The sequence below is a fragment of the Pandoraea cepalis genome (genome assembly GCF_902459665.1).
Taxonomy (GTDB): Bacteria; Pseudomonadota; Gammaproteobacteria; order Burkholderiales; family Burkholderiaceae; genus Pandoraea; species Pandoraea cepalis.
This window is the reverse complement of sequence record NZ_CABPSL010000007.1, coordinates 161652-186357: the sequence shown is the minus strand read 5'-3', so window position 1 is coordinate 186357 and position 24706 is coordinate 161652. Positions and strand designations below refer to the sequence as shown.

At 65.4% G+C, this 24706-nt stretch carries 23 protein-coding genes; 15 read left to right on the top strand and 8 right to left on the bottom strand.

Annotation, left to right across the window (positions count from 1 at the left end; all coding sequences use genetic code 11):
* Window positions 1-10: 10 nt before the first annotated feature.
* The gene (locus PCE31106_RS11765) at window positions 11-931 is read right to left on the bottom strand and encodes a pirin family protein (protein ID WP_150563360.1); all 921 of its coding nucleotides are present in this window, start codon (window positions 929-931) and stop codon (window positions 11-13) included.
* Between the two features lie 64 nt (window positions 932-995).
* A complete protein-coding gene (locus PCE31106_RS11760; RefSeq protein ID WP_150563359.1) occupies window positions 996-1595 on the bottom strand; it encodes an FMN-dependent NADH-azoreductase in 600 nt (199 codons plus the stop codon).
* A 211-nt stretch (window positions 1596-1806) separates the two neighbouring features.
* On the opposite strand from PCE31106_RS11760, the gene PCE31106_RS11755 reads away from it, so the two are divergent.
* Window positions 1807-2745, top strand: a complete 939-nt coding sequence (locus PCE31106_RS11755; protein WP_174975123.1) for a LysR family transcriptional regulator — start codon at window positions 1807-1809, stop codon at window positions 2743-2745.
* A gap of 13 nt (window positions 2746-2758) precedes the next feature.
* On the opposite strand, the gene PCE31106_RS11750 is transcribed toward PCE31106_RS11755, so the two are convergent.
* The 3 genes from PCE31106_RS11750 to PCE31106_RS11740 form a co-directional block, all read right to left on the bottom strand.
* On the bottom strand, window positions 2759-4573 hold the full coding sequence (locus tag PCE31106_RS11750; RefSeq protein WP_150563357.1) for a M61 family metallopeptidase: 1815 nt from the start codon (window positions 4571-4573) through the stop codon (window positions 2759-2761).
* A gap of 60 nt (window positions 4574-4633) precedes the next feature.
* Window positions 4634-5398, bottom strand: a complete 765-nt coding sequence (locus PCE31106_RS11745; protein WP_150563356.1) for a DsbC family protein — start codon at window positions 5396-5398, stop codon at window positions 4634-4636.
* Window positions 5399-5497: 99 nt separating this feature from the next.
* Entirely contained in the window at window positions 5498-6685 is a 1188-nt protein-coding gene (locus tag PCE31106_RS11740; protein ID WP_150563355.1) for a UbiH/UbiF family hydroxylase, read from the bottom strand.
* A 188-nt stretch (window positions 6686-6873) separates the two neighbouring features.
* Between PCE31106_RS11740 and ypfJ the strand changes: the two genes are divergently transcribed.
* The 4 genes from ypfJ (at window position 6874) to PCE31106_RS11720 (ending at window position 11861) form a co-directional block, all read left to right on the top strand.
* Window positions 6874-7743: a KPN_02809 family neutral zinc metallopeptidase gene (gene ypfJ / locus PCE31106_RS11735; RefSeq protein WP_017234662.1), complete on the top strand. Its 870-nt coding sequence runs from the start codon at window positions 6874-6876 to the stop codon at window positions 7741-7743.
* A 189-nt stretch (window positions 7744-7932) separates the two neighbouring features.
* Window positions 7933-9027 (top strand): redox-regulated ATPase YchF, encoded by a 1095-nt coding sequence (gene ychF, locus PCE31106_RS11730; protein ID WP_150563354.1) that lies wholly within the window; start codon window positions 7933-7935, stop codon window positions 9025-9027.
* Between the two features lie 381 nt (window positions 9028-9408).
* On the top strand, window positions 9409-10740 hold the full coding sequence (locus PCE31106_RS11725; RefSeq protein WP_150563353.1) for a glycosyltransferase family 87 protein: 1332 nt from the start codon (window positions 9409-9411) through the stop codon (window positions 10738-10740).
* Between the two features lie 5 nt (window positions 10741-10745).
* Window positions 10746-11861 (top strand): glycosyltransferase family 2 protein, encoded by a 1116-nt coding sequence (locus tag PCE31106_RS11720; protein WP_150563352.1) that lies wholly within the window; start codon window positions 10746-10748, stop codon window positions 11859-11861.
* A 19-nt stretch (window positions 11862-11880) separates the two neighbouring features.
* On the opposite strand, the gene PCE31106_RS11715 is transcribed toward PCE31106_RS11720, so the two are convergent.
* The 3 genes from PCE31106_RS11715 to PCE31106_RS11705 form a co-directional block, all read right to left on the bottom strand.
* A complete protein-coding gene (locus PCE31106_RS11715; protein WP_150563351.1) occupies window positions 11881-13380 on the bottom strand; it encodes an MDR family MFS transporter in 1500 nt (499 codons plus the stop codon).
* Between the two features lie 209 nt (window positions 13381-13589).
* Entirely contained in the window at window positions 13590-13829 is a 240-nt protein-coding gene (locus PCE31106_RS11710; RefSeq protein WP_017234657.1) for a GlsB/YeaQ/YmgE family stress response membrane protein, read from the bottom strand.
* A 21-nt stretch (window positions 13830-13850) separates the two neighbouring features.
* Window positions 13851-14105 carry a GlsB/YeaQ/YmgE family stress response membrane protein gene (locus PCE31106_RS11705; RefSeq protein ID WP_150563350.1) on the bottom strand — a complete coding sequence of 85 codons (255 nt, stop codon included), beginning with the start codon at window positions 14103-14105 and terminating at the stop codon, window positions 13851-13853.
* Between the two features lie 309 nt (window positions 14106-14414).
* On the opposite strand from PCE31106_RS11705, the gene hemA reads away from it, so the two are divergent.
* From hemA to PCE31106_RS11655, 10 genes are all read left to right on the top strand, one after another.
* The gene (gene hemA / locus PCE31106_RS11700) at window positions 14415-15695 is read left to right on the top strand and encodes a glutamyl-tRNA reductase (protein ID WP_150563349.1); all 1281 of its coding nucleotides are present in this window, start codon (window positions 14415-14417) and stop codon (window positions 15693-15695) included.
* Window positions 15696-16778 (top strand): peptide chain release factor 1, encoded by a 1083-nt coding sequence (prfA, locus tag PCE31106_RS11695; RefSeq protein WP_150563348.1) that lies wholly within the window; start codon window positions 15696-15698, stop codon window positions 16776-16778.
* Window positions 16778-17635: a peptide chain release factor N(5)-glutamine methyltransferase gene (gene prmC, locus PCE31106_RS11690; protein ID WP_150563347.1), complete on the top strand. Its 858-nt coding sequence runs from the start codon at window positions 16778-16780 to the stop codon at window positions 17633-17635. The genes prfA and prmC overlap by 1 nt, the downstream gene beginning before the upstream one ends.
* An 80-nt stretch (window positions 17636-17715) precedes the next feature.
* Window positions 17716-18030, top strand: coding sequence for a Grx4 family monothiol glutaredoxin (gene grxD, locus PCE31106_RS11685; protein WP_026132086.1), 315 nt, complete (start codon window positions 17716-17718; stop codon window positions 18028-18030).
* Between the two features lie 17 nt (window positions 18031-18047).
* Window positions 18048-18662: a UbiX family flavin prenyltransferase gene (locus PCE31106_RS11680; protein WP_017234651.1), complete on the top strand. Its 615-nt coding sequence runs from the start codon at window positions 18048-18050 to the stop codon at window positions 18660-18662.
* Window positions 18663-18750: 88 nt separating this feature from the next.
* Window positions 18751-19044: a hypothetical protein gene (locus tag PCE31106_RS11675; RefSeq protein WP_017234650.1), complete on the top strand. Its 294-nt coding sequence runs from the start codon at window positions 18751-18753 to the stop codon at window positions 19042-19044.
* 875 nt (window positions 19045-19919) lie between these two features.
* A complete protein-coding gene (locus PCE31106_RS11670) occupies window positions 19920-21617 on the top strand; it encodes a methyl-accepting chemotaxis protein (RefSeq protein WP_150563346.1) in 1698 nt (565 codons plus the stop codon).
* Window positions 21618-21725: 108 nt separating this feature from the next.
* Window positions 21726-22568, top strand: a complete 843-nt coding sequence (locus PCE31106_RS11665) for a CheR family methyltransferase (RefSeq protein ID WP_150563345.1) — start codon at window positions 21726-21728, stop codon at window positions 22566-22568.
* Complete coding sequence (locus PCE31106_RS11660) at window positions 22552-23058, top strand: chemotaxis protein CheD (RefSeq protein WP_150563344.1); 507 nt, start codon at window positions 22552-22554, stop codon at window positions 23056-23058. The genes PCE31106_RS11665 and PCE31106_RS11660 overlap by 17 nt, the downstream gene beginning before the upstream one ends.
* A gap of 17 nt (window positions 23059-23075) precedes the next feature.
* Window positions 23076-24701, top strand: coding sequence for a chemotaxis protein CheW (locus PCE31106_RS11655; protein ID WP_150563343.1), 1626 nt, complete (start codon window positions 23076-23078; stop codon window positions 24699-24701).
* The last annotated feature ends 5 nt before the right edge of the window (window positions 24702-24706 follow it).

Sequence of the window (24706 nt, the reverse complement as noted above, 5' to 3'; positions counted from 1 at the left end):
GCGGGGAGACTCAGTCGCTCGACGGTTCGGTGATGGGCGTTAGTGTGCCCATCGCGCCTTGTTGATAGCGGCGCGTGAGCGCGACGAGATCGCTCTCGTCGCGCGCTGCGAAGTTGCCGCGATAGACGACGGGTTCAGCGAGCGGGTCGCCACCGGCGAGCATGAGCCGCGCCCCGGTGCGCCCGGCCAGTTGCCACGCACCGGGTGGCAGCAACACCGCCTGCGCGCCGCCGCCTTCCGCCCGTAACGTGTGATGGGCCAGCGCCGCCTCGCCCTGCGCAATCAAGGCGACCCAGCGACGGCCGTCGCAAGGGATCGTCAAGGTGCGCAATTCGTCTTCGCGCCAGTCGAGCTGTAGCAGCGTCGTGCGCTCACCTTCCATACCGGCGGCATGGGTGACGTGACGCTCGCCCCACTGCCCGCAGATCAAACTCAGATCGACGGTGCCTTCACGCCAATGCGACATGGCATCGGCGCGGACTACGGTCTGCACGGGTGCGCCGTGCGCATGGCGGCCGGCACGGCTCACGATCATCCGCAGGCCGCGCGCCGTGCCATGGGCGTTCTCGGGAGCGTCCTCATGCACGGTGCCGCAGTTGGCTTCGAGCCATAGCAGGTCGCCGGCACGCAGCCTGTCGTCGCCCTGATGGGCATGGCGGCAGCGCAGCGATGTCGTCGACTCGGGGAACAGGTAGGTCGCCACCGCGCATCCGGCATGCGGATGTGGCGGTATGCACGCGCCATGACGGCGGAAGAGATCGATCGACAAAAACGGATCCGTCTCGGCGACCTGATCGAAAACACCCGCCCCCGCCGCCGCGGCACAGCGGGCGGGTCGGGTGACGGGAAGCACGCGCGGGATGGCGCTCGCGTCGGCATGAGCCGCCGGTCGCTTCGTCTGACGCGGATGCAAAGGCGTCGGATGGGCCATGGGGGTACCTGCGCGTGCGGGAGAACAGCCGTGGCAACGCAATCAGCAGCGTCGGCCCGGGGGCTTAGAGCGCGGCGATGGCTTCGCGAGCATTCGCGAACCCGGCAGCGGCCGATTCCGGACCGCGAGCCAGACCTTCCGCGAAGATGAACGTCACGTCCGTCATGCCGAGGAAGCCGAGAATCGTCTTGAGGTACGGCGTCTGGCTGTCGGCCGGCGTGTCCTTGTAGTTGCCGCCGCGGGCGAATGCCACGATCACCTTCTTGCCCTGGATGAGCCCTTCCACGGTGCCGTCTTCACGATAGCGGAAAGTCACGCGGGCACGGGCGATCCAGTCGAAGTACGCCTTCAGTTGCGACGGCACCTGGAAGTTGTACAGCGGCACGCCGAACACCACGTAGTCGGCCGCCTGAATCTCGGCAATCAGTTCGTCGCTTCGGGCGATGATGGCGTTTTGTTCGGCCGTGCGTTGGTCTTCCGGCGTGAAAAACGCGCCGATGACGGCTTCGTCCAGATGCGGCACGCCATCGGCCAGCAGGTCGCGCACGACAACCTTGGCACCCACGTGCTTCGCGACCAGTTGCGCCACGGATTCGTTGGCGAGCGTGGTCGAGTTGGCACCTTGCGAGCGGGCGGCGGAATTGATTTGGAGAATCGTGGTCATGTCTCTGGCTCCTGAGCCTGGGGGTTCGAAAATCCGTTCGCGCTGGGCCCCGTCTCGGGATGGCCGTGAATGGCGCGTCGGCTTGGTATGAATTCTAGTTACCCACAAAAATGAAACAAGCCGGTAAAATCGAATTGTTTGTTCCTATTTTGGAACAATGCGCGCCATCCCTTTCCCCTTGCCGGATGGCCGCATCACCGAGGAGCGCGCGATGATTGACGATCTGAATGACATGCTGATCTTCGCCGAGGTCGTGCGTTCGGGCAGCATCACCCGGGCCGGCGAGCGGCTCGATCTGCCCAAGGCAACGGTGAGTCGGCGTCTGTCGCGACTGGAGATGCGCCTTGGCACGAAGCTGCTGCACAAGACCACACGGCGGCTGGAACTGACCGAAGTCGGCGAGGCCTATTACGAGCGTTGCCTGCCGATTCTCGAGGAAGTGGAAGAGACGCGAGATTTCGCCTCGCAGCTCTCGAGCAAGCCGCGCGGACGGCTTCGCATCACGGCGCCCGGCGACTTTGCGGCGCAATGGCTGGCGGTGCCGCTTGCCACGTTCTGCGCGGCCTATCCCGAGATTACGGTCGATGTGGATCTGAGTTCGAGACAGGTCGATCTGATCGCCGAGCGCATCGACGTCGCCATCCGCGCCGGCCAACTCTCCGACTCCACCCTGGTGGCGCGCCCCCTCCTCGCGCTCACACGCAGTCTGTATGCCAGCCCGCTGTATCTGAGTGCGACGGGGTTGCCCGCCACGCCCGACGAGCTGGCGGGCCATCGCTTCGTGATCCTGCAAGGAGCGCGGCGTCTGTTCAACTCGGACACGCTGCACAAGGGACGTCAGCGCGCCGACATCACCATGCACGGGGCGATTCAGGTCAACAGCATGGGGATGGTCAAGGAAATGACGGTGGCGGGCAGCGGCATCGCCGCCCTGACGGATATCCTGGCCGAGGATGCGTTGCGCACCGGCCGTCTCATCAAGGTGCTGCCCGAGTGGTCGTTACCGTCCAGTCCGGTGCATCTAGTCACGCCGTCGCGACGCTTCCTCCCGCGCAAGACACAGGTCTTCATCGAGCACATGCTCGCGGTCGCCAAGTCGTGTCCGGAGGAAAACCGGGACCCGCGCGTGCCGGGCCCGGCGCAAGGATAAAGCGCTCGGCCGCTCAGGCCGACAGCCACTTGTCACGACGCTGTGCCGCGGCGCGATCGCGCGTCTCGGCGATGCGGTATTTCGAAATCTCCGGCGCGTCGAGCGTGAGCGTGGTTTCGCGCAGGGCGTCGCGGCGGAACGCGTGGACCGTCACCCGGTCGCCCGGGCGATATCGATCGAGCAGCTTGTCGAGATTGGCCTGCGTCACGCGCAGACCGTCGATGGCGACCAGCACATCGCCCGCCGACAATCCGGCCGCTTGCGCCGCGCCCCCGTCGAGCACCTGCGAAAGCGTAAGGTCGTCGCCGCGCTTTGCCGTCTTAACCCCCAATGCAGGACGGCCGTCCTCGGGCTTGACCGGTTCCAGCGCGAGTCCGACGCGTTCGAGCAGCGTCTTGATTGGCAGATCGCGCGTGCCGTGAATGGCGGTGGCGAAGAATTCCGACAGGTCGAGTCCCGAGACGTCCTCGAAAAACGGCTGCACGGCGTCTTCGTCGATCCCCACGGGCGCGCCGCGATAGAAGTCGCGGCCATAGCGTTGCCACAGCGCGCGCATGATGTCGTCGAGCGACTTCTGTCCGCGCGTCTTCGAACGAATCGTCAGATCGAGCGCGAGCGCGACCAGCGACCCCTTCGTGTAATAGCTGACGATGGCGTTCGGTGCGTTCTCGTCCTGGCGGTAGTACTTCGTCCAGGCATCGAACGAACTCTCGGCCACGGTCTGCTTGAGACGGCCGCTGCCACGCAGCACACCCGCCACCGCCTTGGCGACGAGTTCGTAGTAATCGGCAGGCGGAATCACGCCGCTGCGCACGAGCATCAGATCGTCGTAATAGGACGTAAAGCCTTCGAACAGCCAAAGCAGCCGCGTATAGACTTCCCGATCGAGCACGTACGGGGCGAACACGGCCGGTTTGATGCGCTTGACGTTCCACGTGTGGAAGTATTCGTGGCTCACCAGGCCGAGAAAGCCCCGATAGGCTTCGCTCATGCGCGCCTGTCCCTGCACCGGCAGATCGTTGCGGCTCGCGAGCAGCGCCGTGGATGCACGGTGCTCCAGACCGCCGTACCCCTCGCCGACCGTCATGAGCAGGAAGACGTAGCGGGACATCGGCACGCGCGAGCGCGAACTCGCACCCGGCTCGAACAAACGGATCTGCGCTTCGCAGATCTTCTTCATGTCGCGCAGCAACCGATCGAGATCGAGGTTCGGCACCGGTCCGGTAATGGCGACTTCGTGCGTCACGCCGCAAGCCTTGAACGTGCCATGCACGAAGGTCCCCATTTCGACCGGCGAGTCGATCAACTCGTCGTAGTCGGCGGCCAGATAGCGCCCGAAGTCGAGCGCCGCCGTGCCTTCGGCCGGCGCGAGTGCGGTCGCGACGCGCCACGCCTTGAACGCCGCGCCACGCGCGCGCAGCACGTCGACTTCGCACGGCGCCTGTTCCTGGCCTTCGACGCGCAGGAACACGCTGGTGCCGTTGAAGAAGCCATGCGTGTCGTCGAGATGCGCGGCGCGCACCGACAGATCCCATGCGTAAACCTCGTAGGTCACGATCAGCGTGCCCTTGCACGGCGCCGCTTGCCACGTGTGCTTGTCCAGCTTGTCGAGCGCCACCTTGCGGCCGCGGCACGTCGCCCCGATCGTCACGATGTTGCGGGCAAACTCGCGCACCATATAGCTGCCCGGAATCCACGCGGGCAGCGAGAAACGCTGCCCTTCGGGGGCGGGATTCGAGACCGTGACGGTCACTTCGAACAGATGCGCGGCAGGCGACTTCGGAACGATCGCATACCGGATGGCAGGCTGGGCAGACGTGGCTTTCATGAGGTGGCGGCTTCTTGTTGTCGGAACGGTCGGGCGTTGGCCAGACTGGCGAATGGACGGTTACTTGACCGTGGCGAGCGCCTTTTCCAGGGCTTCCGCGGGCACGGCGCCCGGCAGACGGCGGCCGTCGGACAGTATGATCGTCGGCGTTCCGGTCACGTTGAACTGATGCCCCAGCGCCACGTTCTGCACCACCGCGGTGTCGTCGCACTTGGCCGAGGGGGTCGGCGGCGCCTTCTTGTCGAGCATCCAGTCATGCCACGCGGTGAGTGGATTGGGGGCGCACCAGATCGCTTTCGACTTGGCGTCCGAGTCGGGGCCGAGCACCGGGTACAGGAAGGTGTAGACGGTGATGTTGTCGAGCTTCGACGTCTTGAGCGTTTCCTCGAAGCGCTTGCAGTACGGGCAGTTCGGATCCGAGAACACGGCGACCTTGCGGCTGCCGTTGCCCTTCACGTACTTGATGGCGCGATCGAGCGGCAGCTTGGCGAAGTCGATCTTGTTCAGTTCCGACTGACGCGCTTCCGTCAGGTTCTGACGCGTTTTCGTATCGACGAGGTTACCGCCGACAATCACGTATTTCGCCTTCTCGTCGGCATAGAGGATGTCGCCGCCAACGGCTACCTCAAAGAGTCCCGGGATGGGCGTACGTGCCACCGACTTGACGGGGGCCTCGGCACCGAGCGTCTTTTGCACGGCAGCCTTCACGCGGTCGAGGGTGGCGTCGGACTTGCTCTGCGCGACGGCGAACGTCGTGACAGTCGCGGCACAAATTGTCGCCAAACCGAGCGCTGCGAGCGCCGCAGCGCGATAACGTTTCAACATCGAGTATCTCCAGAAGTGTGTCGAGCGAGAGGCGCGTCCGGACACGCCCGGTATCGACCGGAATTGGGTGGCACGGCCCGGCATAGGCGCGCCGAGGGGTCAGCCCAGCGCGCGGCCAATCAGGAATTTCTTGACGAAAGGCAGCACGTTCACGCAGTCGAGCCCTGCGTTGCGCACAAACCTGACCAGTGGGCTGTGCGTGGCAAACAGCTTGTGCAGGCCGTCCGTGGTGAGCGCCATGCTGCCGATGTCTTCCTTGCGGGCGCGCTCGTAGCGACGCAATACCGCCGCATCGCCGCAATCGCGGAACGATTCGCGGGCGGCGAGCGCGTCGCCGAGCGCCGCCACGTCGCGCAAACCGAGGTTCATGCCCTGGCCCGCGAGCGGGTGCACGACGTGCGCCGCGTCGCCCACCAGCGCCACGCGCGGCGCGATCAGGCGTTTGGCCTGCGCCAGCACGAGCGGGAAACCCTGGGCGCGCGATGAGACCGGCGTGAGGTGGCCGAGTTCAACGTTCGAGAAGGTGCCGACGCGCTCGGCCAGCGCTTTGGGATCAAGCGCGAGCAACGCCTGGGCATGATCATGAGCGGCGGACCAGACCAGCGAGACGTGCTGGTCGGGCAGCGGCAGTAGCGCGATGATCTCGCCGTCGTGGAACCATTGAAATGCGGTGTCGCGGTGCGCGCGCTCCGCGCGGAAATTACACACCACGCCGAGTTGTTCGTAGGGACGCACCGAGCCGTCCAGCCCGGCGGTGCCGCGCACCCACGAGTGGGCGCCGTCGGCCCCCACCACGAGCGACGCGCGCAGGGTCTTGCCGTCCGACAGACGCACCGAGGCCGCGGCGGCGTCGACTTCGAGCGCCTCGGCCCGGGCGTCGAGCCAATGCACTTGCGGGGAGAAGCGCAGGGCGGCGTCGAGCGCGCGCTCGAGATTCGACGATTCGGCGATCCAGGCGAGTTGCGGCACGGCGGCCTGGTACGCCGAGAAATGCAGGCTGCCGCGCTCGTCGCCAAAGACTTCCATGTCGTAGACAGGATTGATGCGCGCGGGATCGACGGCCTGCCATACGCGCATGCGCTCGAAGAGGGCTTGCGAGCTGGACGAGAGCGAATAGATGCGGGCGTCCCACAGGTCGCCCGGGGCGGGGGCGGCTACGGCCGGCTGGGCGAGCAGTGCGACGGACAGGCGCGCCTGCGAGAGCAGCAGGGCGGCGGCCTTGCCGACCAGACCGCCACCGACGACGACGACATCGTGCGTTTGGCTGGAGGTTTGCGTTAGAGACATGCGGCGAATGCAGCGCCAGCGCCTGAATCGCGCGAGCCGGCTGGTTCAGAAAACGAGATGGCGTATTGTCGCACGCCTGCCGCGCAAGCGACGCCCGGTCGCCCGGGGGCGGCTGTGGCACAGCGTCGCGTGCCACAGCCCGGCGCTATACTTGCGCGCATACCGATTATCAGACAGGGAGTCCTCCAATGCGCCTCGACAACGAATCCGAAAGCGACAACGTCGAAGATCGACGGGGCGGCGGTTTCGGGGGACGCACCACGCTCGGCATCGGCACGATCGTGGTGGCGCTGGCCGCCTCGTATTTCTTCGGCATCGACCCGCGCGTCATCATCCAGGGCTCGCAGATGCTTCAGGGCCAGACATCGTCACAGCCCCAGTCCGCGCCGAACACCACGCCGGCTCACGATCCGAAGACCGTCTTCACCCGCAAGGTGCTCGGTAACATCGAGCGCACCTGGGGAACGGTGTTCCCGCAGCAAGTGAACCGTCAATACGTGCCGCCGAAACTAGTACTGTTCTCTGGCGCAACGCCCACGGCATGCGGCACCGGTCAAACAGCGATGGGGCCGTTTTACTGCCCGGGCGACAGCAAGGTCTATATCGATCTGGCCTTCTATGACGAATTGCGTCAGCGCTTCGGCGCGGGGGGCGATTTCGCGCAGGCGTACGTGATCGCGCACGAAGTGGGCCATCACATCCAGAATCTGCTGGGCATTTCCGAGAAGTTCGACGAGGCGCGGCGCCGCATGAGCGAAGCGCAGGCCAATGCGTTGTCGGTGCGCCTGGAGCTGCAGGCCGACTGCTTTGCCGGCGTCTGGGCGAACAATGCCGAGAAGGCGAATCAGCAGTTGCTGGAGCCGGGCGACGTCGAGCAGGGGTTGAAGACAGCGTCGGCGATCGGCGACGACCGGCTGCAGCAGCAGGCGCAAGGCCGCGTGGTGCCGGAGTCGTTCACGCACGGGACGAGCGCGCAACGCGTGTATTGGCTGCGCCAGGGGTTGCAGTACGGCGACATGCGCAAATGCGATACGTTCTCGGCGAAGTCGCTGAGTTGAGTACGGCATGGGCGGAGGTCGTCGCGACGCCGGCACCCTCGTTACCCTAGGCACCCGAGGCGCCGTTAGCGGCAGAACGGGTACAATAGCGGACTTTCCGCGACGCAATCACCGGCGCATTCCACGGCGCCACCCGGCGCACCCCCGGGGCATTTGTCGGCGCATTTATCGGATTAGACAGGATTTAGCATGAGCCTCAAATGCGGCATCGTCGGCTTGCCCAACGTCGGCAAGTCGACCCTTTTCAACGCGCTGACCAAAGCGGGCATCGCTGCCGAGAACTATCCGTTCTGCACCATCGAGCCGAACGTCGGCGTGGTGGAGGTGCCCGACCCGCGTCTGGGCAAGCTGGCCGAGATCGTCAAGCCCGAGCGGATCATGCCGGCGACGGTCGAGTTCGTCGACATTGCCGGCCTGGTGGCGGGCGCGTCCAAGGGTGAAGGGCTGGGCAACCAGTTCTTGGCCAACATCCGTGAGACGGACGCCATCACGCACGTTGTGCGCTGCTTCGAGGACGAAAACGTCATCCACGTGGCCGGCAAGGTGAATCCGATTTCGGACATCGAAGTCATCAACACGGAACTGGCGCTGGCGGATCTGGCCACGACGGAAAAGGCGCTGCAACGCTACTCGAAGGCGGCCAAGTCGGGCAACGACAAGGAAGCCGCCAAGCTCGTGGCGGTGCTGGAAAAGGTGGTGCCGGTGCTCAACGAAGCGCGTCCGGTGCGCTCGATCAAGCTGTCGGACGACGAGCTGGCGCTGATCAAGCCGTTCTGCCTGATCACGGCCAAGCCGACGATGTATGTCGCCAACGTGAAGGACGACGGCTTCGAGAACAATCCGCATTTGGACGCGGTGCGCAAGTACGCGGAGAGCGAGAATGCGCCGGTGGTGGCGGTCTGTGCGGCCATCGAGGCAGAGATTGGGGATATGGAAGACGCCGACAAGGCGGAATTCCTGGCCGACATGGGCATGGACGAGCCGGGCCTGGATCGCGTGATCCGCGCGGGCTTCAAGCTCCTGGGTCTGCAGACATACTTCACCGCAGGGGTGAAGGAAGTGCGCGCCTGGACGATCCATGTGGGCGATACGGCCCCGCAGGCCGCTGGCGTGATCCACACCGACTTCGAACGCGGCTTCATCCGCGCGCAAACCATCGCCTTCGACGATTTCATCCAGTACAAGGGCGAGCAAGGCGCGAAGGAAGCCGGCAAGATGCGCGCCGAAGGCAAGGAGTACGTTGTTCACGACGGCGATGTCATGAACTTCTTGTTCAACGTCTGACGCGATCGTCTACCAAGACAACGAACACCCCGGCCATCGCGCCGGGGTGTTTTGTTTTTGAGGGATGAAATGCGGAGGATTCACCGACCCACCTCCCCCGCCCGACACCGCCTGGCAAACCGCTTGCCCCGACGTCGCCCCCATGAGAATCCAGCATCAGACGACATGCTGTAGCGCCGTCGTCGCGACACGCTGGAATTTTGATCCGTTCGGAGACCGTCTCGTCTAATATGGCGTCGTGTTTTCCGTCGCGTGCAATGCGTCGATAGTCGAAACCATGCGCATCGCCCGCTTGGCGTAGTCGGTCGCACCGCACGCCCGCCAAAGCAGTCTCCGTAATCGAGCATCGCCGTTTTCATGCGCCCACCGGGAGGTTCATGCATGGCATCGAAGCCGTCGGCCGTCGATGAAGTGGCGTCGTCCGAGCGCCGGCATTGGTCCGACGACCGCGCCCGCATCCGCCTCTATAGCGGTGCAGGCCTGTTCGTCACCCTCGCCGTGTTCGCCATCTGGTCCTATCAGCATTTTTTCGTCGTGCCCCCGAAGCTCGGCCCCATCGGCCTCGACTTCCTGCCATTCTGGGGAGCGTCCTACTTCGTGCTCCACGGGCATCCGCTCGACGCCTACAACGTCGATCTGATGACGAGTGCACAGATGGCCGCTCAACCATGGACGGCAAAGCTGGGCGGCATCATGCCCTGGCTTTACCCGCCCGTGATGATGATTCTGCTCGCGCCGGTCGCGCTGCTGCCCTTCTCTTACGCGTACGCCGCGTATGCCTGCATTGGCTTCGGCCTGTACTACGCCGCACTGCGACGCACGGCCCCCTGGCGCGACGCCCGTCTGCCCACCATGAGCTTTCCCGGCGTGCTGCTCGTGATCGCCGCCGGACAAATCGCGCTCTACACCACCGCCCTCGCAGGCTTCTCACTGCTCTTGCTGCGCAAGCGTCCCGCATGGGCGGGCGCGCTCGCCGGATTGCTCTTCGTCAAGCCGCACGTCGCCCTGCTCTTTCCGCTCGCGTTTCTCTGTGCTCGCGAGTGGCGCGCACTGGCCGCATGCATCGCTGTGGGCATCGGAAGCACCCTGCTCGCCGGCCTGGTCTTCGGTCTCGACGTCTATCCGACGTTCCTGCACGCGACGGCGTTGGCACGCCAAAGCCTCGTCGACGGCGAGGCGCGACTTGCCCGCATGCCGACGTTTTTCGTGATGGCACGCATGCTGGGCGCACCCGTCACGCTGGCCGCCATCGTCCATGCTGGCGTGGCGCTTGGCGCCGTGGCGGCAATGATCGACGTCTGGCGGCGTCCGGCGGCCTTCGCACTGCGCGCCGCCACGCTCGTGTGCGCCACCACGCTCGTCAGCCCCTATCTCTACGACTACGATCTCGCGATGCTCTCGCTCGTCATCGCCTGGTATGTGCGCGACGGCATCGCGCGCGGCTGGCTGCGCGGGGAGCGCGAATGGCTCGTCGTGCTGTGGCTCACCCCCGCGTTCGGTCTGATCGGCGTGCCGCCCCTCGGGTTTCAGTTCATGCCGCTCATCACGCTCGCCACGCTCGCCATGCTGTGGCGCCGCCGTCGCCGACTCGCTCACGTGCCGGAAATGTCCGACGTACCCGCCGTGTCCCATGTCGCTGTCCCCCCGCACGCCGTCGACCCTGCCTGCGCCGATCGCCGCGCGTCGGCCACCGCGCCCGCACCCACGAGGTAATCGCCATGCCCCGCGCCACCGAGAGTCGTCAGTCGTCCGTCGCGCAGCGAACGCCGCTTGTGTCGCTCGTCGTGCCCTGTCACAACGAAGCCCCGGTGCTCGACACGTTCTACCGCGCCTTGGCCCCGGTGCTCGATGCCGTCGCGGACGTGCGTTTCGAAATCGTCTGCGTGAACGACGGCAGCACCGACGACACGCTTGGCACCCTGCTCGCCCTTCGCCGCGCCGACGCGCGCATCCGCGTGATCGACTTCACGCGCAACTTCGGCAAGGAAGCGGCGCTGAGCGCGGGCATCGAGGAAGCGCGTGGCGATGCCGTCATCCCCATCGACGCCGACCTTCAGGATCCGCCGGCACTCATTCCCGTAATGATCGAGCGCTGGCGCAATGGCGCGGAAGTCGTGCTCGCCAAGCGCACGAATCGCGCGAGCGACCGCGTCGCCAAACGGGTCGCGGCGGGTCTTTACTATCGCATTCACAATCGGCTCTCGGAAGTGAAGCTGCCCGAGAACGTTGGCGATTTCCGCCTGATCGATCGACGCGTCGTGTCCGCGCTCAAGCAGTTGCCCGAACGCCGCCGATTCATGAAGGGGCTGTTCGCCTGGGTCGGCTTTCAGACGGAAATCGTGGAGTACGTGCGCGCGCCGCGCCGCGCGGGCGAGTCGAAGTTCTCCGGCTGGCGCCTGTGGAATTTCGCGCTTGAAGGCATTACCAGCTTCAGCACCGTGCCGCTGCGCTGCTGGACGTATCTCGGCGTCTCGCTCGCGCTCGTCTCGCTCGCTTACGGCGGCTTTATCGTGCTGCGCACGCTCATTCACGGCATCGACGTGCCCGGCTACGCCTCGCTGCTCGTCGGCACGCTGTTCCTCGGCGGCATTCAGCTCGTCGGTATCGGGGTGATCGGAGAGTACGTTGGCCGGATTTACTACGAAGCGAAAGGTCGGCCGCTGTACCTGGTGCGACGCCGCTACCCGTCGAGCGCGAAGGTGAGCCAACTCCCGTCACGCGCGCCGTTGCACCCATCGAGCCCCCGAATGCCGACGGCGCGCAAGCCGTTCAGCGCACGACTCAGGGCCGGCCAGTCGTCTGCCTCGCGTGCACGACGTGTTGTCGCGCGTTGAGGCGGCACCGCCGCGTCGATCAATGCCCGCCGGGCACGAACTCGGGCTTGTCCCGCGACGTATCGCGCGAACGGTCGACAGCGTTGGTCGGCACCAACAGCAGCAGCAACACGACACCGATCGAGATCGCCAGGATCGACAGGAACGTGAGGTGCAGCGAATGTTGCAGCACCGCGCGAATCGCCTGGTCCGCCAGCGTCGACACGCCCCGGTCTTCCAGCACGTGCCGCAACTGATCGGAGGTGACGGGCGCCAGCCCGCTCGATTGCGTCAAACCAAAGTTGAGCACGGCGCCGAAAAGCGTCGCGCCGAGCGTGCTGCCCAGATTCCGCGAGAAGATGTTCGACGCCGTGGCGCTGCCGCGCTGCGACGGATCGACTAGCTCCTGAATCAGCACGAGCGCGCTTACGCTGCCCGTGCCCATCGAAAATCCCATCAGGAACGAGCCGAACCCGGCAAGCAGCGGCGAACTGTTCGGCCCGAGCAGCGCAAAGACAATCCCGCCCACCGGCATCAGCAGGCTGCCGCCCACGAGAATGCGGCGCAAGCCGTAGCGCGTGAAGGTTTTCGCGGCGAACGTCGAGCCGATCGGCCAGCCGACCATGATCATCGTGAGCGCCATGCCCGCCACGACCGGCGTCTGACGCAATACCCCCTGCGCGTACATCGGCAGGAAGGTCGTCAACCCCATGAGCACCATGCCCGAGAGCAGCGTCGCCGCATTCGCCGCCGCGATCGGCCGACGCTTCCACAGCGCGAACGAGATCATCGGGTCCTGGGCGCGCCGCTCCTGCCAGACGAACAGCAGCGCCGCGACGGCGCACACCAGCACCCCACCCCAGACGTGCATGTCGGAGAGGGCGTTCGCATCGGTGAGCGCGATCATCAGTGCCGCCACGGCAATCGCAAAGAACACGGCCCCCAGCGCGTCGATGCTCGGCCGCTGGCGCGGCGCAGCCTCGTGCAGATAGGCGACGAAGCCCGCCGCGGCCAACAGGCCGATAGGGATGTTGATCCAGAAAATCCACGACCACGACAGGTCACGAATGATGATGCCGCCAAGCATCGGACCGAGCACGGCCGAGATGGCCCACACGCTCGCCAGGTAACCCTGCACCTTGCCGCGCTCGCTGGTCGGATAGTAGTCGGCGATGATGGTCAGGCTGACCGGCTGGATGCACGCCGCTCCCACGCCCTGCAGCAGACGGAAGACGATCATCGCTGGCATCGACCACGCCAGTCCGCCGCCAAGCGAGGCCACCAGAAACACGGCGATACCCACGAGCATGACCGGCTTGCGGCCGTAGAGATCGGCCAGTTTGCCGAACACCACGGTCATGGCCGTCTGCGCCAGCAAAAAGGCGGAGAAAACCCAGCTATATAGGGACAGCCCCCCAAGCTGGGCGACGATTTGCGGCATGGCCGTCGAAATGATCGTGGCCTCGATGGCAACCATGGAGGTCGCCGCCATGACGGATGCCACGATGAATGGCCGCATGGAAGGGCGTGTCGCAGACATGTGTTCTTTTGATGTGGGGGATCGGGCGAAGCGACTTGCGAGGCGTGACCGCCGCCCCCCTGTCGGGCGCGGCGGTCACGCCGGATGGCGGAAGGCGGGATCAAACGTGGCGGCAATGCCGCACGCGTCGTCAAGACGACTTGGGCCAGGCGATGGCGTCAAGGATAGCTGAACACGGGAAAATGCGTACGACACCCGCCAAGTGCGGCCTATCGTCGCACCAGACGCAGCAGGGCGAGCAACACGATGGCGCCGATAGTCGCCGTGATGATGCGCCCGAGCGTGCCATATCCGACGGCAATGCCCAAGTGTCGCAGCAGCCAGCCGCCGACGAACGCGCCGATCACGCCGACGACCATGTCGCCAATAATGCCGTAGCCGCCGCCCACGACGAGGCCGGCGAGCCAACCGGCCACCAGCCCCACAAGCAAGAGCACGAGAATGTTCATGAGCGGCTCCGGCGCGCCATGTCAGGCGGCGCGACTGCGCTTGACGGCACCGTAGATCACCAGCAGCACGATGGCACCGACGATCGACGCGATCCACCCGGCCGACTGGCCTTCGGTGTAGAGATGGAGGAATTGCCCGACATATTTGGCGAGCAGCGCACCGGCAATGCCAAGGATGATGGTCATGATGATGCCCAGACTGTCCCTTCCGGGATGCAGGGCGCGTGCAATGAGACCGACGACCAGACCGACAACGATAGTGCCGATGATGCCCATGACGTCTCTCCAAGGATGGGAACCCGAACGCAGTATAGCCCCGAAATCGGACGATTCGGCAAGCGTGTCGCGACATCCGCCCGCCACCGCCGGTCGCAAGCGGGGGCAAGGCACGCCGGCAATAGGCCTCCCGGGGGGCCCGGGACCGAAAACCAACGATATGCCGGGTATAAGCGACACGTATTTGTCAAAACCGGGCGGCTGCGCGATCATGGCGCATCGCTGTCCCGGCGCGCGGGGCGCGTGGCGCCTCCGAAACGGGCATCACGTCGACGCGCTATAATCGGCGGTTATTAGATCCCCCATATCATGCAACTGCTCGCTCTCGGCCTGAACCACCACACGGCGCCCGTCTCGCTGCGCGAACGGGTGGCGTTTCCGTTCGAGCGGATCGAGCCGGCACTGGCGGGGCTCAAGGGGCTGTGGACGGGCAGGTCGAGCGCCCCCGAGGCCGCCATCCTGTCGACGTGCAACCGCACGGAAATCTACTGCGTCACCGATGACGCCGCGGCCCGCGAGCGCGCGGTGCACTGGCTGTCCGAATTTCACAACATTCCGGCCAGCGATCTGGCGCCGCATCTTTACGCCCTGCCCCAGTCCGACGCCGTGCGCCACGCGTTTCGCGTGGCGAGCGGGCTGGACTCGATGGTGCTGGGCGAGACGCAGATCCTCGGCCAGTTGAAGGACGCCGTGCGCACCGCCGCCGAGGCGGGCGCACTGGGCACCTATCTCAACCAGCTTTTCCAGCGCACGTTCGCGGTGGCGAAGGAAGTGCGTGGTCAGACCGAGATCGGCGCGCACTCGGTCTCGATGGCGGCCGCCGCGGTGCGACTCGCCCAGCGCATTTTTGAAAGCATCAACACGCAGAAGGTGCTGTTCATTGGCGCGGGCGAGATGATCGACCTGTGCGCCACGCACTTCGCCGCGCAGAACCCGAAAGCCCTGTACATCGCCAACCGGACCGCTGAGCGCGGCGAGAAGCTCGCCGAGCGGCTGGGTGGCTCGGCCATCCGCCTGTCCGAGCTGCCTCAGCGCCTGCATGAATTCGACATCGTGGTGTCGTGCACGGCGAGCACGTTGCCGCTGATCGGTCTGGGCGCTGTCGAGCGCGCCATCAAGGCTCGCAAGCACAAGCCGATGTTCATGGTCGATCTGGCGGTGCCGCGCGACATCGAGCCGGAAGTCGGCCGTCTGACCGACATCTTCCTGTACACCGTCGACGATCTCGGCGCGGTCGTGCGCGAAGGCAATGCGCTGCGTCAGGCAGCGGTCGCTCAGGCCGAGGCCATCATCGAGACGCGCGTTCAGCATTTCATGCAATGGCTCGACGCCCGCAGCGTCGTGCCGGTCATCCGCGACATCCACGGCACGGCCGAGGCCATGCGCCTCGCCGAACTCGAGCGTGCCCAGCGCATGCTCGCGCGCGGCGACGACCCCGCCGCCGTGCTCGAAGCGCTGTCCCAGTCCCTCACCAAGAAATTCCTGCACGGCCCGACGCACGCGCTGAACACGGCGCGCGGCGATTCGCGCGAGCAAATCCTTCACCTCATTCCCGAACTGTTCCGCACCTCGGGAAACGCCGACAAATAGATGAAAGCGAGCATGCAAGCCAAGCTCGACCAGTTGACGCAACGTCTGGTCGAGCTTGATGGCCTATTGAGCCAGGGCGACGTCACGCGCGATCTGGACAACTATCGCAAGCTCACGCGCGAACATGCCGAGTTGGCGCCCGTCGTCGAGCAGTATCGTCACTACCGCCAGGCCCAGAGCGATGTCGCCGCGGCCCAGGAGATGGCGCTCGACCCCGAGATGCGCGACTTTGCGGACGACGAAGCCACCAGCGCCCGGGCACGCATGGACGACATGGAAGCCTCGCTGCAGCGCATGCTGCTGCCGCGCGACCCCAACGACGAACGCAACATCTTCCTCGAAATCCGCGCGGGCACCGGCGGCGACGAATCGGCGCTGTTCGCCGGCGATCTGCTGCGCATGTACACGCGCTATGCGGAGCGCCACCGCTGGCAGGTCGAGATCATGTCGGCCAGCGAATCCGATCTGGGCGGCTACAAGGAAGTCATCGTTCGGCTGATCGGTCAGGGGGCCTATTCCCGCCTCAAGTTCGAGTCGGGCGGCCATCGCGTGCAGCGGGTACCGGCCACCGAAACGCAGGGCCGCATTCACACGTCCGCCTGCACGGTGGCCGTGATGCCGGAAGCCGATGACGTCGCCGACGTCGACATCAACCCGGCCGACATCCGTATCGACACGTTCCGCGCGTCGGGTGCCGGCGGCCAGCACGTCAACAAGACGGACTCGGCGGTGCGCATCACGCACTTGCCCACGGGCATCGTCGTCGAATGCCAGGACGATCGCTCGCAGCACCGCAACAAGGACAAGGCGCTCAAGGTACTCGCGGCGCGCATCAAGGACGCCCAACTGCGCGCCCAGCAAGCCAAGGAAGCCGCCACGCGCAAGAGCCTGATCGGTTCGGGCGACCGCTCGGAACGCATTCGAACGTACAACTTCCCGCAGGGGCGGATGACGGATCACCGCATCAATCTCACGCTCTACAAGCTCGAATACATCATGGACGGCGATCTCGACGACATGATCAACGCGCTCGTCACCGAGCATCAGGCCGAGCAGTTGGCGTCGCTGGGCGAGGCCGCCTGATGTCGCTGGGTGCGCCCGACGCCGGGCACGACGTCGCCACGGTGGCCTCGCTGCTGCGCGAGCCGGGATTGCCGCCGATGGAGTCGCGCATCCTGCTCTCGCACGTGCTGGGCTGGTCCCGCACGCAGCTGATCACCCGCGACCGCGAGCCGCTGGCGCCCGAAACGCTCGCTGTCTACCGTGCGCTGCATGCGCGTCGCGTGGCGGGCGAACCCATCGCGTACCTGACCGGCACACGCGAATTCTTCGGCCTGACGCTGACGGTCAGCGCGTCCGTGCTGATTCCCCGCCCCGAAACCGAACTGCTCGTCGAACTGGCGCTGGCGCGTCTGGAAGGCCGGCCGGCGCCGCGCGTGCTCGATCTGGGCACCGGCAGCGGCGCAATTGCGCTGGCCATTGCGCATTGCCGCCCCGACGCCCACGTCACGGCGCTCGACCGCTCGGCCGACGCGCTCGACGTCGCCCGCGAAAACGCCCGGCAGCTTGGGCTAGCGGCCTCCGTCACCTTCCTCGCCAGCGATTGGTATGCCGCATTGCCGGGCAATGCCGCGCCATTCGACATCATCGTCTCGAATCCGCCGTATATCGTGTCGGGCGACGCGCATCTCTCGCAAGGCGATCTGCGCTTCGAACCGGTCGATGCGCTGACCGATCACGCGGACGGTCTCGCCGCCCTGCGCACGATCGTGGCCGGTGCGCCGTCGCGCCTGCTGCCGAACAGCTGGCTGCTCTGCGAGCACGGCTACCATCAGGCCGCCGACGTACGCGCGCTTTGTCGAGCGGCAGGCTTGGCCGACGTCACCTCCGAACGCGATCTCGCGGGTATCGAGCGCACCACGGGGGGGCGGCGCGTCTGAGCGCGCACCGACGGACGCGGCGGAAAACCGCTAAAATGCCGGATACGCCGACTTTCCGGTATCTCCACGGGCTTTCCACCATGACCACCCAGCAACGTATCCAGCAAATCGTCACCGAACATCCTGTCGTGCTCTTCATGAAGGGCAACGCACAATTCCCGATGTGCGGCTTCTCGGGCCGTGCCGTGCAGATCCTGAAGGCATGCGGCGTCGACAACCTGTTCACCGTGGACGTGCTGCAAGACGAGGAGATCCGTCAAGGCGTGAAGGAATTCGCCAACTGGCCGACCATCCCGCAGCTCTACATCAACGGCGAATTCGTCGGCGGCTCGGACATCATGATGGAGATGTACCAGAGCGGCGAACTCAAGCAGGTCCTCGCCGACCTGGCGTAATACGCCACTGATTGACGATGGTGTCGACGGGAGCCTCGCAGCCCACGCGTCTGGTCGTTGCCATCACCGGCGCGACCGGTGCCGTCTATGGCGTGCGCCTGCTGAAGCGACTGCGCGCGATGGGTGGCGTCGAAACCCACCTGATGGTGTCGAGTGCGGGCTGGCTGACATTGCGCCACGAACTGGGCCTGGAACGCGCCGACGTGCAGGCACTGGCCGATGCGTATCACAGCGTGCGCGAAGTCGGCGCCAACCTCGCCAGCGGCTCGTTCGCCACGGCGGGCATGGTCGTGGCCCCCTGCTCGATGAAAACGCTCGCGAGCGTTGCCCACGGGCTGTCGGACAACCTGATCGCACGCGCCGCCGACGTCACGCTCAAGGAGCGGCGCCGCCTCGTGCTGATGGTGCGCGAAACGCCCTTCAACCTCGCGCATCTGCGCAATATGACGGCGGTCACGGAAATGGGGGGCATCGTCTACCCGCCCCTTCCCGCGTTCTACAACCACCCCGCATCGCTCGACGCGATGGTCGACGACACGGTTGCACGCGTGATCGATCTGTTCGGGATCGCGCCCCCCGTCGCCACGAGCTGGAGCGGCCTGGGCAGGGAGACCGACGCTCAGGATCGGTGAGCGCCGCCATGGCCTATAGTGAAAGCGCCACGCGCTGCCTGCCGAACCGCATTCCCGTGGCGTGACATCTTTGCGACTGGAGTTTGTGATGGAGACCCACCTCTCGCCTGTTGTCGTCTATGCCGTCGTGACGCTCGTTTTCGTCCTGCTGATTCTCGTAGTGCCTGCCGGTGCCCGTTGGCGTCAGATGGTCTGGCCCGCGTCGGTGCCCCCGCTGTCGCCCCATCGTCCAGGCGACCTGCTCGGCACACCGCGCACGCCCTACTGGCGCTCACCGAACGACACGCAGGACTTGCGGCGCCCTTCGTACTTCGCAGCATCGTCGCGCCGCCCACGCCGCCCCGCGAGCTTCCTCGCCCCGCGTGATCACGAGCGACGATAGAAAAAGCCCCGCAAGGTCGAACCGGCGGGGCTTCATTTTTGTCATTCGTGAATCGCGTCATCGATCAATAGCGATAACAGCACCGATGGCCGTAGCCCCCGCCGTAATACGGTTGGGCCGGCACGACAACGCACCCGGCAAGCGTGACGGCGAGTAGCGCAGCAACGACTAACTTCATGATCTGACTCCTGGAAGGGGAAACGTGACTCTGCTCGCCTTCTTTATATCGCCGCGCTGGCAGGAATCCCATCACACGTCTGTAAGCCGTGTAAGCGAAGGTTGCCAAAACGGCGAACGCGTCGCACTTTGTTACGTAACAGATCAGACCGGACACCGTAACATCGCCCCACTGCGCCCCCCCACGCATCAATAGCGACGCGGGTTTCCAGTGTCGGCGCATCTGGCACGAGGCTTGCGTGAAGATTGAAGGTCGCTCTTTCAAATGCCCCGAAGAGAGCGACTTTGCGTCTACCCCTCCTCCCGTTTCAGACGCGGGAGGAGGGCTTTTTCCCGATCCTCCGCCCTGCATGCCTCCGGAAGCCCAACACCGGGTCGCGCGCCTTGCCTGCATCGCCCACTGTGCAAGCCTCCTCCGAATTCCACTTCATTTGAGCGTTTGAAATGTATCGACGACATAAGCGCGTCGACTTCTCACACGGTTGCTTTATCGTGAGCGTCTTATTTGGCGCGGCTTTCGACGGAATTCACCGTTCGCGGCAACAAACGCCATGCGGGTAGGCCCGATCTCAAGTTGCCGCCTTCCCTGTCGTAATCGCGTCTATAGAGGACTGCACGCCAACGCAGCGTTAGCGCAGCATCCCTTTCGTGACGGCCGCACGACACGCGCCGGGGCAAGCGTATCAAGGGAGAACGTCATGGAAATCGCCACGCCTGATTTACAGATGGAACAACAGGAACTACAGGCCGTCAGCGCGGCGCTCAATCGCGTGCAGGCCGTCATTGAGTTCGATTTGCAGGGTCAGATCCTGCACGCCAACGAGAATTTCCTGCAGACCGTCGGATACCAACTCGACGAAATACGGGGGCAGCATCACCGCATCTTCTGCGAGTCCGACTACGTGGCGTCCGGTGCGTACCGCGACTTCTGGGCCAAGCTGGGCCGCGGCGAGCTCGACGCCGGCGAATACAAGCGCATCGGCAAAGGCGGCCGCGAGGTGTGGATCCGCGCGTCGTACAACCCGGTGTTCGACGCCCATGGCACCGCGTACAAGGTCATCAAGTTCGCCACGGACATCACGGCGGATCGCGCACGCCAGGCCGAATTCGAAGGTAAGGTGCGCGCCATGGACCTCGCCCAGGCCGTCATCGAATTCAACCTTGACGGCACGGTCATCGCCGCCAACGACAACTTTCTGAACACGCTCGGCTACTCGCTCGACGAGATTCGCGGCAAACACCATCGCATGTTCTGCGAGGCGGATTACGCCGCGTCGCCGATCTATCGCGATTTCTGGGGGAAGCTCAATCGCGGCGAGTTCGACGCGGGCCGCTACAAGCGCATCGGACGCGGCGGGCGGGAAGTCTGGATCCAGGCGACTTACAACCCGATCCTCGACGCGAGCGGCCGCCCCTACAAGGTTGTGAAGTTCGCCACCGATATCACCCAGCAGGTCGAACTGGAAGCGAGCGTGAAACGCCGCGCCGAAGACGACCAGCGCAAGGTGGCGCTGCTGCTCGACACGGTCAATCGCGCGGCGGCGGGCGACCTCACGGGCGAGATCGCCGTGGCGGGCAACGATCCCATCGACCAGTTGGCCGACGGCATTCGCCACATGATGGACGACTTGCGCGGGGTGATCGGCAAGGTGGTCAAATCGGCGGGCGAGTTCTCGGGCGCCTCGCGCGATATCGCCGACCGTGCCAATACCGTCGCCACCGGCGCACAAGCGCTCGGTGCGACGGTAGAGGAAATGAACGCGTCGATCGAGGAGCTGACGGCATCGATCAACTCGATTGCGGACAACACCAAGGGCGCCGACCAGCTCGCCAAGGCAACGCAACAGGAAGCCGAAACCGGCGCCCGTGCGATCGCGCGGTCTGTCGAAGCCATGGAGCTGATCAACAAGTCGTCGGAAGACATCAGCGAGATCGTGAAGGTGATCGGCGAGATCGCCGGGCAAACCAATCTGCTCGCGTTCAATGCGGCCATCGAGGCGGCCCGCGCCGGCGAACACGGCCTCGGCTTCTCGGTCGTGGCCGACGAAGTGCGCAAGCTCGCCGAACGCTCGTCGCAGGCGACCAAGGAAATCTCCAAGCTGATCAACGAGTCGACCAAGCGCGTGGCGCAGGGTAGCGACGTGTCGCGACAGGCCGGTGAGGCGTTCGAGAAGATCGTCGGCGGCGTATCGCGTACCACGCAGGCGATCTCCGAAATCTCTTGCGCGGCGGAAGAGCAACTCGTTGCCGCTCGCGAAGTGAGCCTTGCCATTCAGCACGTGGCGGAAGAGACGGAGAAATCCGCGGGCGCCTGCGAGACCATCGCGCAGGCGACCACCGGACTCAACCACGGTGCGCAAGACCTCGACCAGACCGTGTCGCGATTCAAGGTGTAAGCCCCATCCGGCGAACACCACGGGCATCGGCCCGGGCCGTTCGCCGGGATCTGCCGGTTGCGGTCGTTCGTGCCGCGCCGGATCACACGTCCGCCACGAGGGGCCGATATGGAAATCGAAGCCGACGCCGATCCCGGTACCCAGCAGGCGCTTCTGCGCGCTGTCCACCGGCACACCGGCATCTCGATGAACGAGAAGAAGTGGACGATGTTGCAGGGCCGTCTTCGCCCGCGTCTGCGCACGCTCTCGCTGTGCAGCTACCGCGACTATCTGGCGCTGCTCGAGAACACGCCCGACGAAGTGCGCAACTTCGTGAACCTGGTCACGACGAACGAGACCACGTTTTTTCGCACGCCGCGCGTCTGGGATTATTTCGCGCAACATTACCTGCCGCGCTGGCATGCCGCGAATCCCGGCCGGATGTTCCGGATGTGGTCCGCAGCGGCGTCTTCCGGCGAGGAGTCCTACTCTGCCGCGATGCTCTGCGAGGAATTCCGCGCTCGGCACAGCGGCTTTCAGTACCAGATTCACGCCACCGATATTTCGAGCCAGGTGTTGGCGGTGGCCATGGCCGGCAACTTCAGCGGGCGCAGCATCGACGGACTCAAGCAGCAGCGTCCGGCCATGCTCGCAAAGTACTTCCGCCCGGGCGCCGGCAGCTTCACCGTCGCCCCCGAACTGCGAGCGCACATCACGTTCGCCGAGCACAACCTGTACCAGCGCATGCCGCGTCGCGACGCGTTCGATCTCGTCATGCTGCGCAATGTACTGATCTATTTCGAATCCGCCGATCAGGAACGCGTTCTCGAGAACGTACGCCACACGCTGACCCCCGATGGCGTGTTGATTGTCGGAGAATCGGAGTCGCTGACGCGGCTCTCGACCGGCTACCAGTTTGAGCAACCGCTCATTTACCGGAACCAGGGGGTATCGAATGGGGCCGTCGCATGACATCCAGGTGTTGATGGGCGAGGTGCGCATCGGGCGCGGCGACGACGTGCTGCGCGCTACCCTCGGCTCGTGCGTGGGTATCGGTCTGATGTGGCGCGCGCGCGGACTCTACGGCCTCGCGCACTGCCTGTTGCCCGAGGCGCCGAACCCTACCTTCGCTATCGGGGCGAAGTACGTCACGCAAGCCGTGCCGTCGCTCCTCGCGCTGATGCGGGCGGACCGCGCACGCCGCAGCGAAATCGAGGCGGTGATCGCGGGCGGCGGCAACATGATGCCGCACCAGCCGCCCGCCCGGCACGGGCTGATCGGCGTGGCGAACGCCGCGATGGCACAGTCCCTGATGGCCGAGACCGGCATTCCGATCGTGCACGTCGAGGTCGGTGGCGAAATCGGTCGACAACTGACGATCCACTGCGCGCACCACACTTTTCATGTGCGCACGATCGGTACCCATGGGGCGGCGGCGGCACCGACCTCGCCCGCTCTCTGACGCCCGGGACCCCCATCATGAATGCACCGACACCAGAATTTCCGCTTCCGCAGCGCGACGCCGTCGCCGACACCCCGGTGCTGCCGCGCGCTTCAACGCCGGACGACGTCGAAGTCTTCGGCTCGTTTCATCTGGGCGACGTGGAATTCGCGCTGCCCATCGCGGCATTGCAGGAGGTGGTGAACTATCCGGCGCGCGTCACGCCCGTGCCGCTCTCGCCGCCCTTTCTGCTTGGCCTGTTCAACCTGCGCGGCACGCTCATTCCCATCGTCGATCTCAAGCCGCTGCTGGCAATGGTCGCCGACGCGCCGGACAGGCCGGCACCCGCGAGCGAGAAGATTGCGATTGTCGACGTCGAGGGCGTACGGGTGGGATTGCTGTTCGACACCACGAGCGAGATACTGCGCGTGCGCGCATCGCAGCGTACCGGGTTCGAATACGACCCGTCGCGCACGGCGCCGCAGGTCGTCTGCGGGGCCATCAAGCTCGACGACGGCGACCGCATCCTGCAGATTCTCGCGCCGCGTGCCCTCGTGCGCATCGAGAACATGCCGCAATTGCTCGCGCGTCAGGCGCTGAGCGCGCCACAGCGCCGCCAGCAGCGTCAGCGCCTGCAATGCGTGTCGTTCACGGTCGAGCAATCGCGCCTGGCGCTGCCGATGAGTGCGATTCGCGAAATCATCCGTATTCCCGACTTGCAGAATTCGGCGCTCGCCAGCGTGTTTTGCGTCGGCATGCTCAATCTGCGCGGCACCGTCGTGCCGGTCATCGACTTCGCTCACTTCCTCGGCCTGCACCCTTGCCGCCCCGAGCCCGAAATCGCGGGCACGGCGTCGGATCCGCGACGGATTCTGATCGTCAAGCAGGAAGACGTGCATTTCGGTCTGCTGGTGGACGCCGTGGACAGCATCGTGACGTACTTCGCCGACGAGTTGCTCGCCATGCCGTCCTTCAGCGCCTCGCACGCGCAGCTCTTCTCGGGCTGCATCGCGCGCGAGCAAGCCGACGATATCGTGCTGCTCAACGCCGACGAACTCTTCACGCATTCGCAGGTGCTCGAGCTCACGCGCGGCCATCGCGAGCTATACCGGGAGACGGACAGCGCACAGCGCGCGACGCCAGGCGATTCGGCATGGCGCGGCACCGGGGCCAGGTCGCCACGCGGCACACGCCACGCGTATGTGTCGTTCCGTCTGCAACATATGCTGGCCGTGCGTCTCGATCAGTTGCGCGAGATCATTCACGACTCGGCGGACATCATGCCCGCGCCGGGCGCACCGCCCTTTGTACGCGGCATGCTCAATTTGCGACGCGAACTGGTGGCCATCGTCGATCTGCGCACGCTGTACGGCATGCCGCCCCCGGACGATGCGCAGGCGCGCAAGATTCTCGTCATCGAACATGGAAAGGACAAGCTCGGGCTGCTCGTCGACGCCATCGAGAACATCGTCACGCTCGACGAGGCGGACAAGCTGCCGGTGCCCGCCATGCTGCTCGGACGCGCCACGCACGAAATGCGCAACGACATGCGCGAAGCCGTCGAGTTGCCCGCCGCAGACGGCACCGCGCGCACGGCCATGCTGCTCGATCTGCAACCGCTCAAGCAGCGGATGGCGACGGCGCTGGCGCAGTCGGCGGTGTGAGCGGG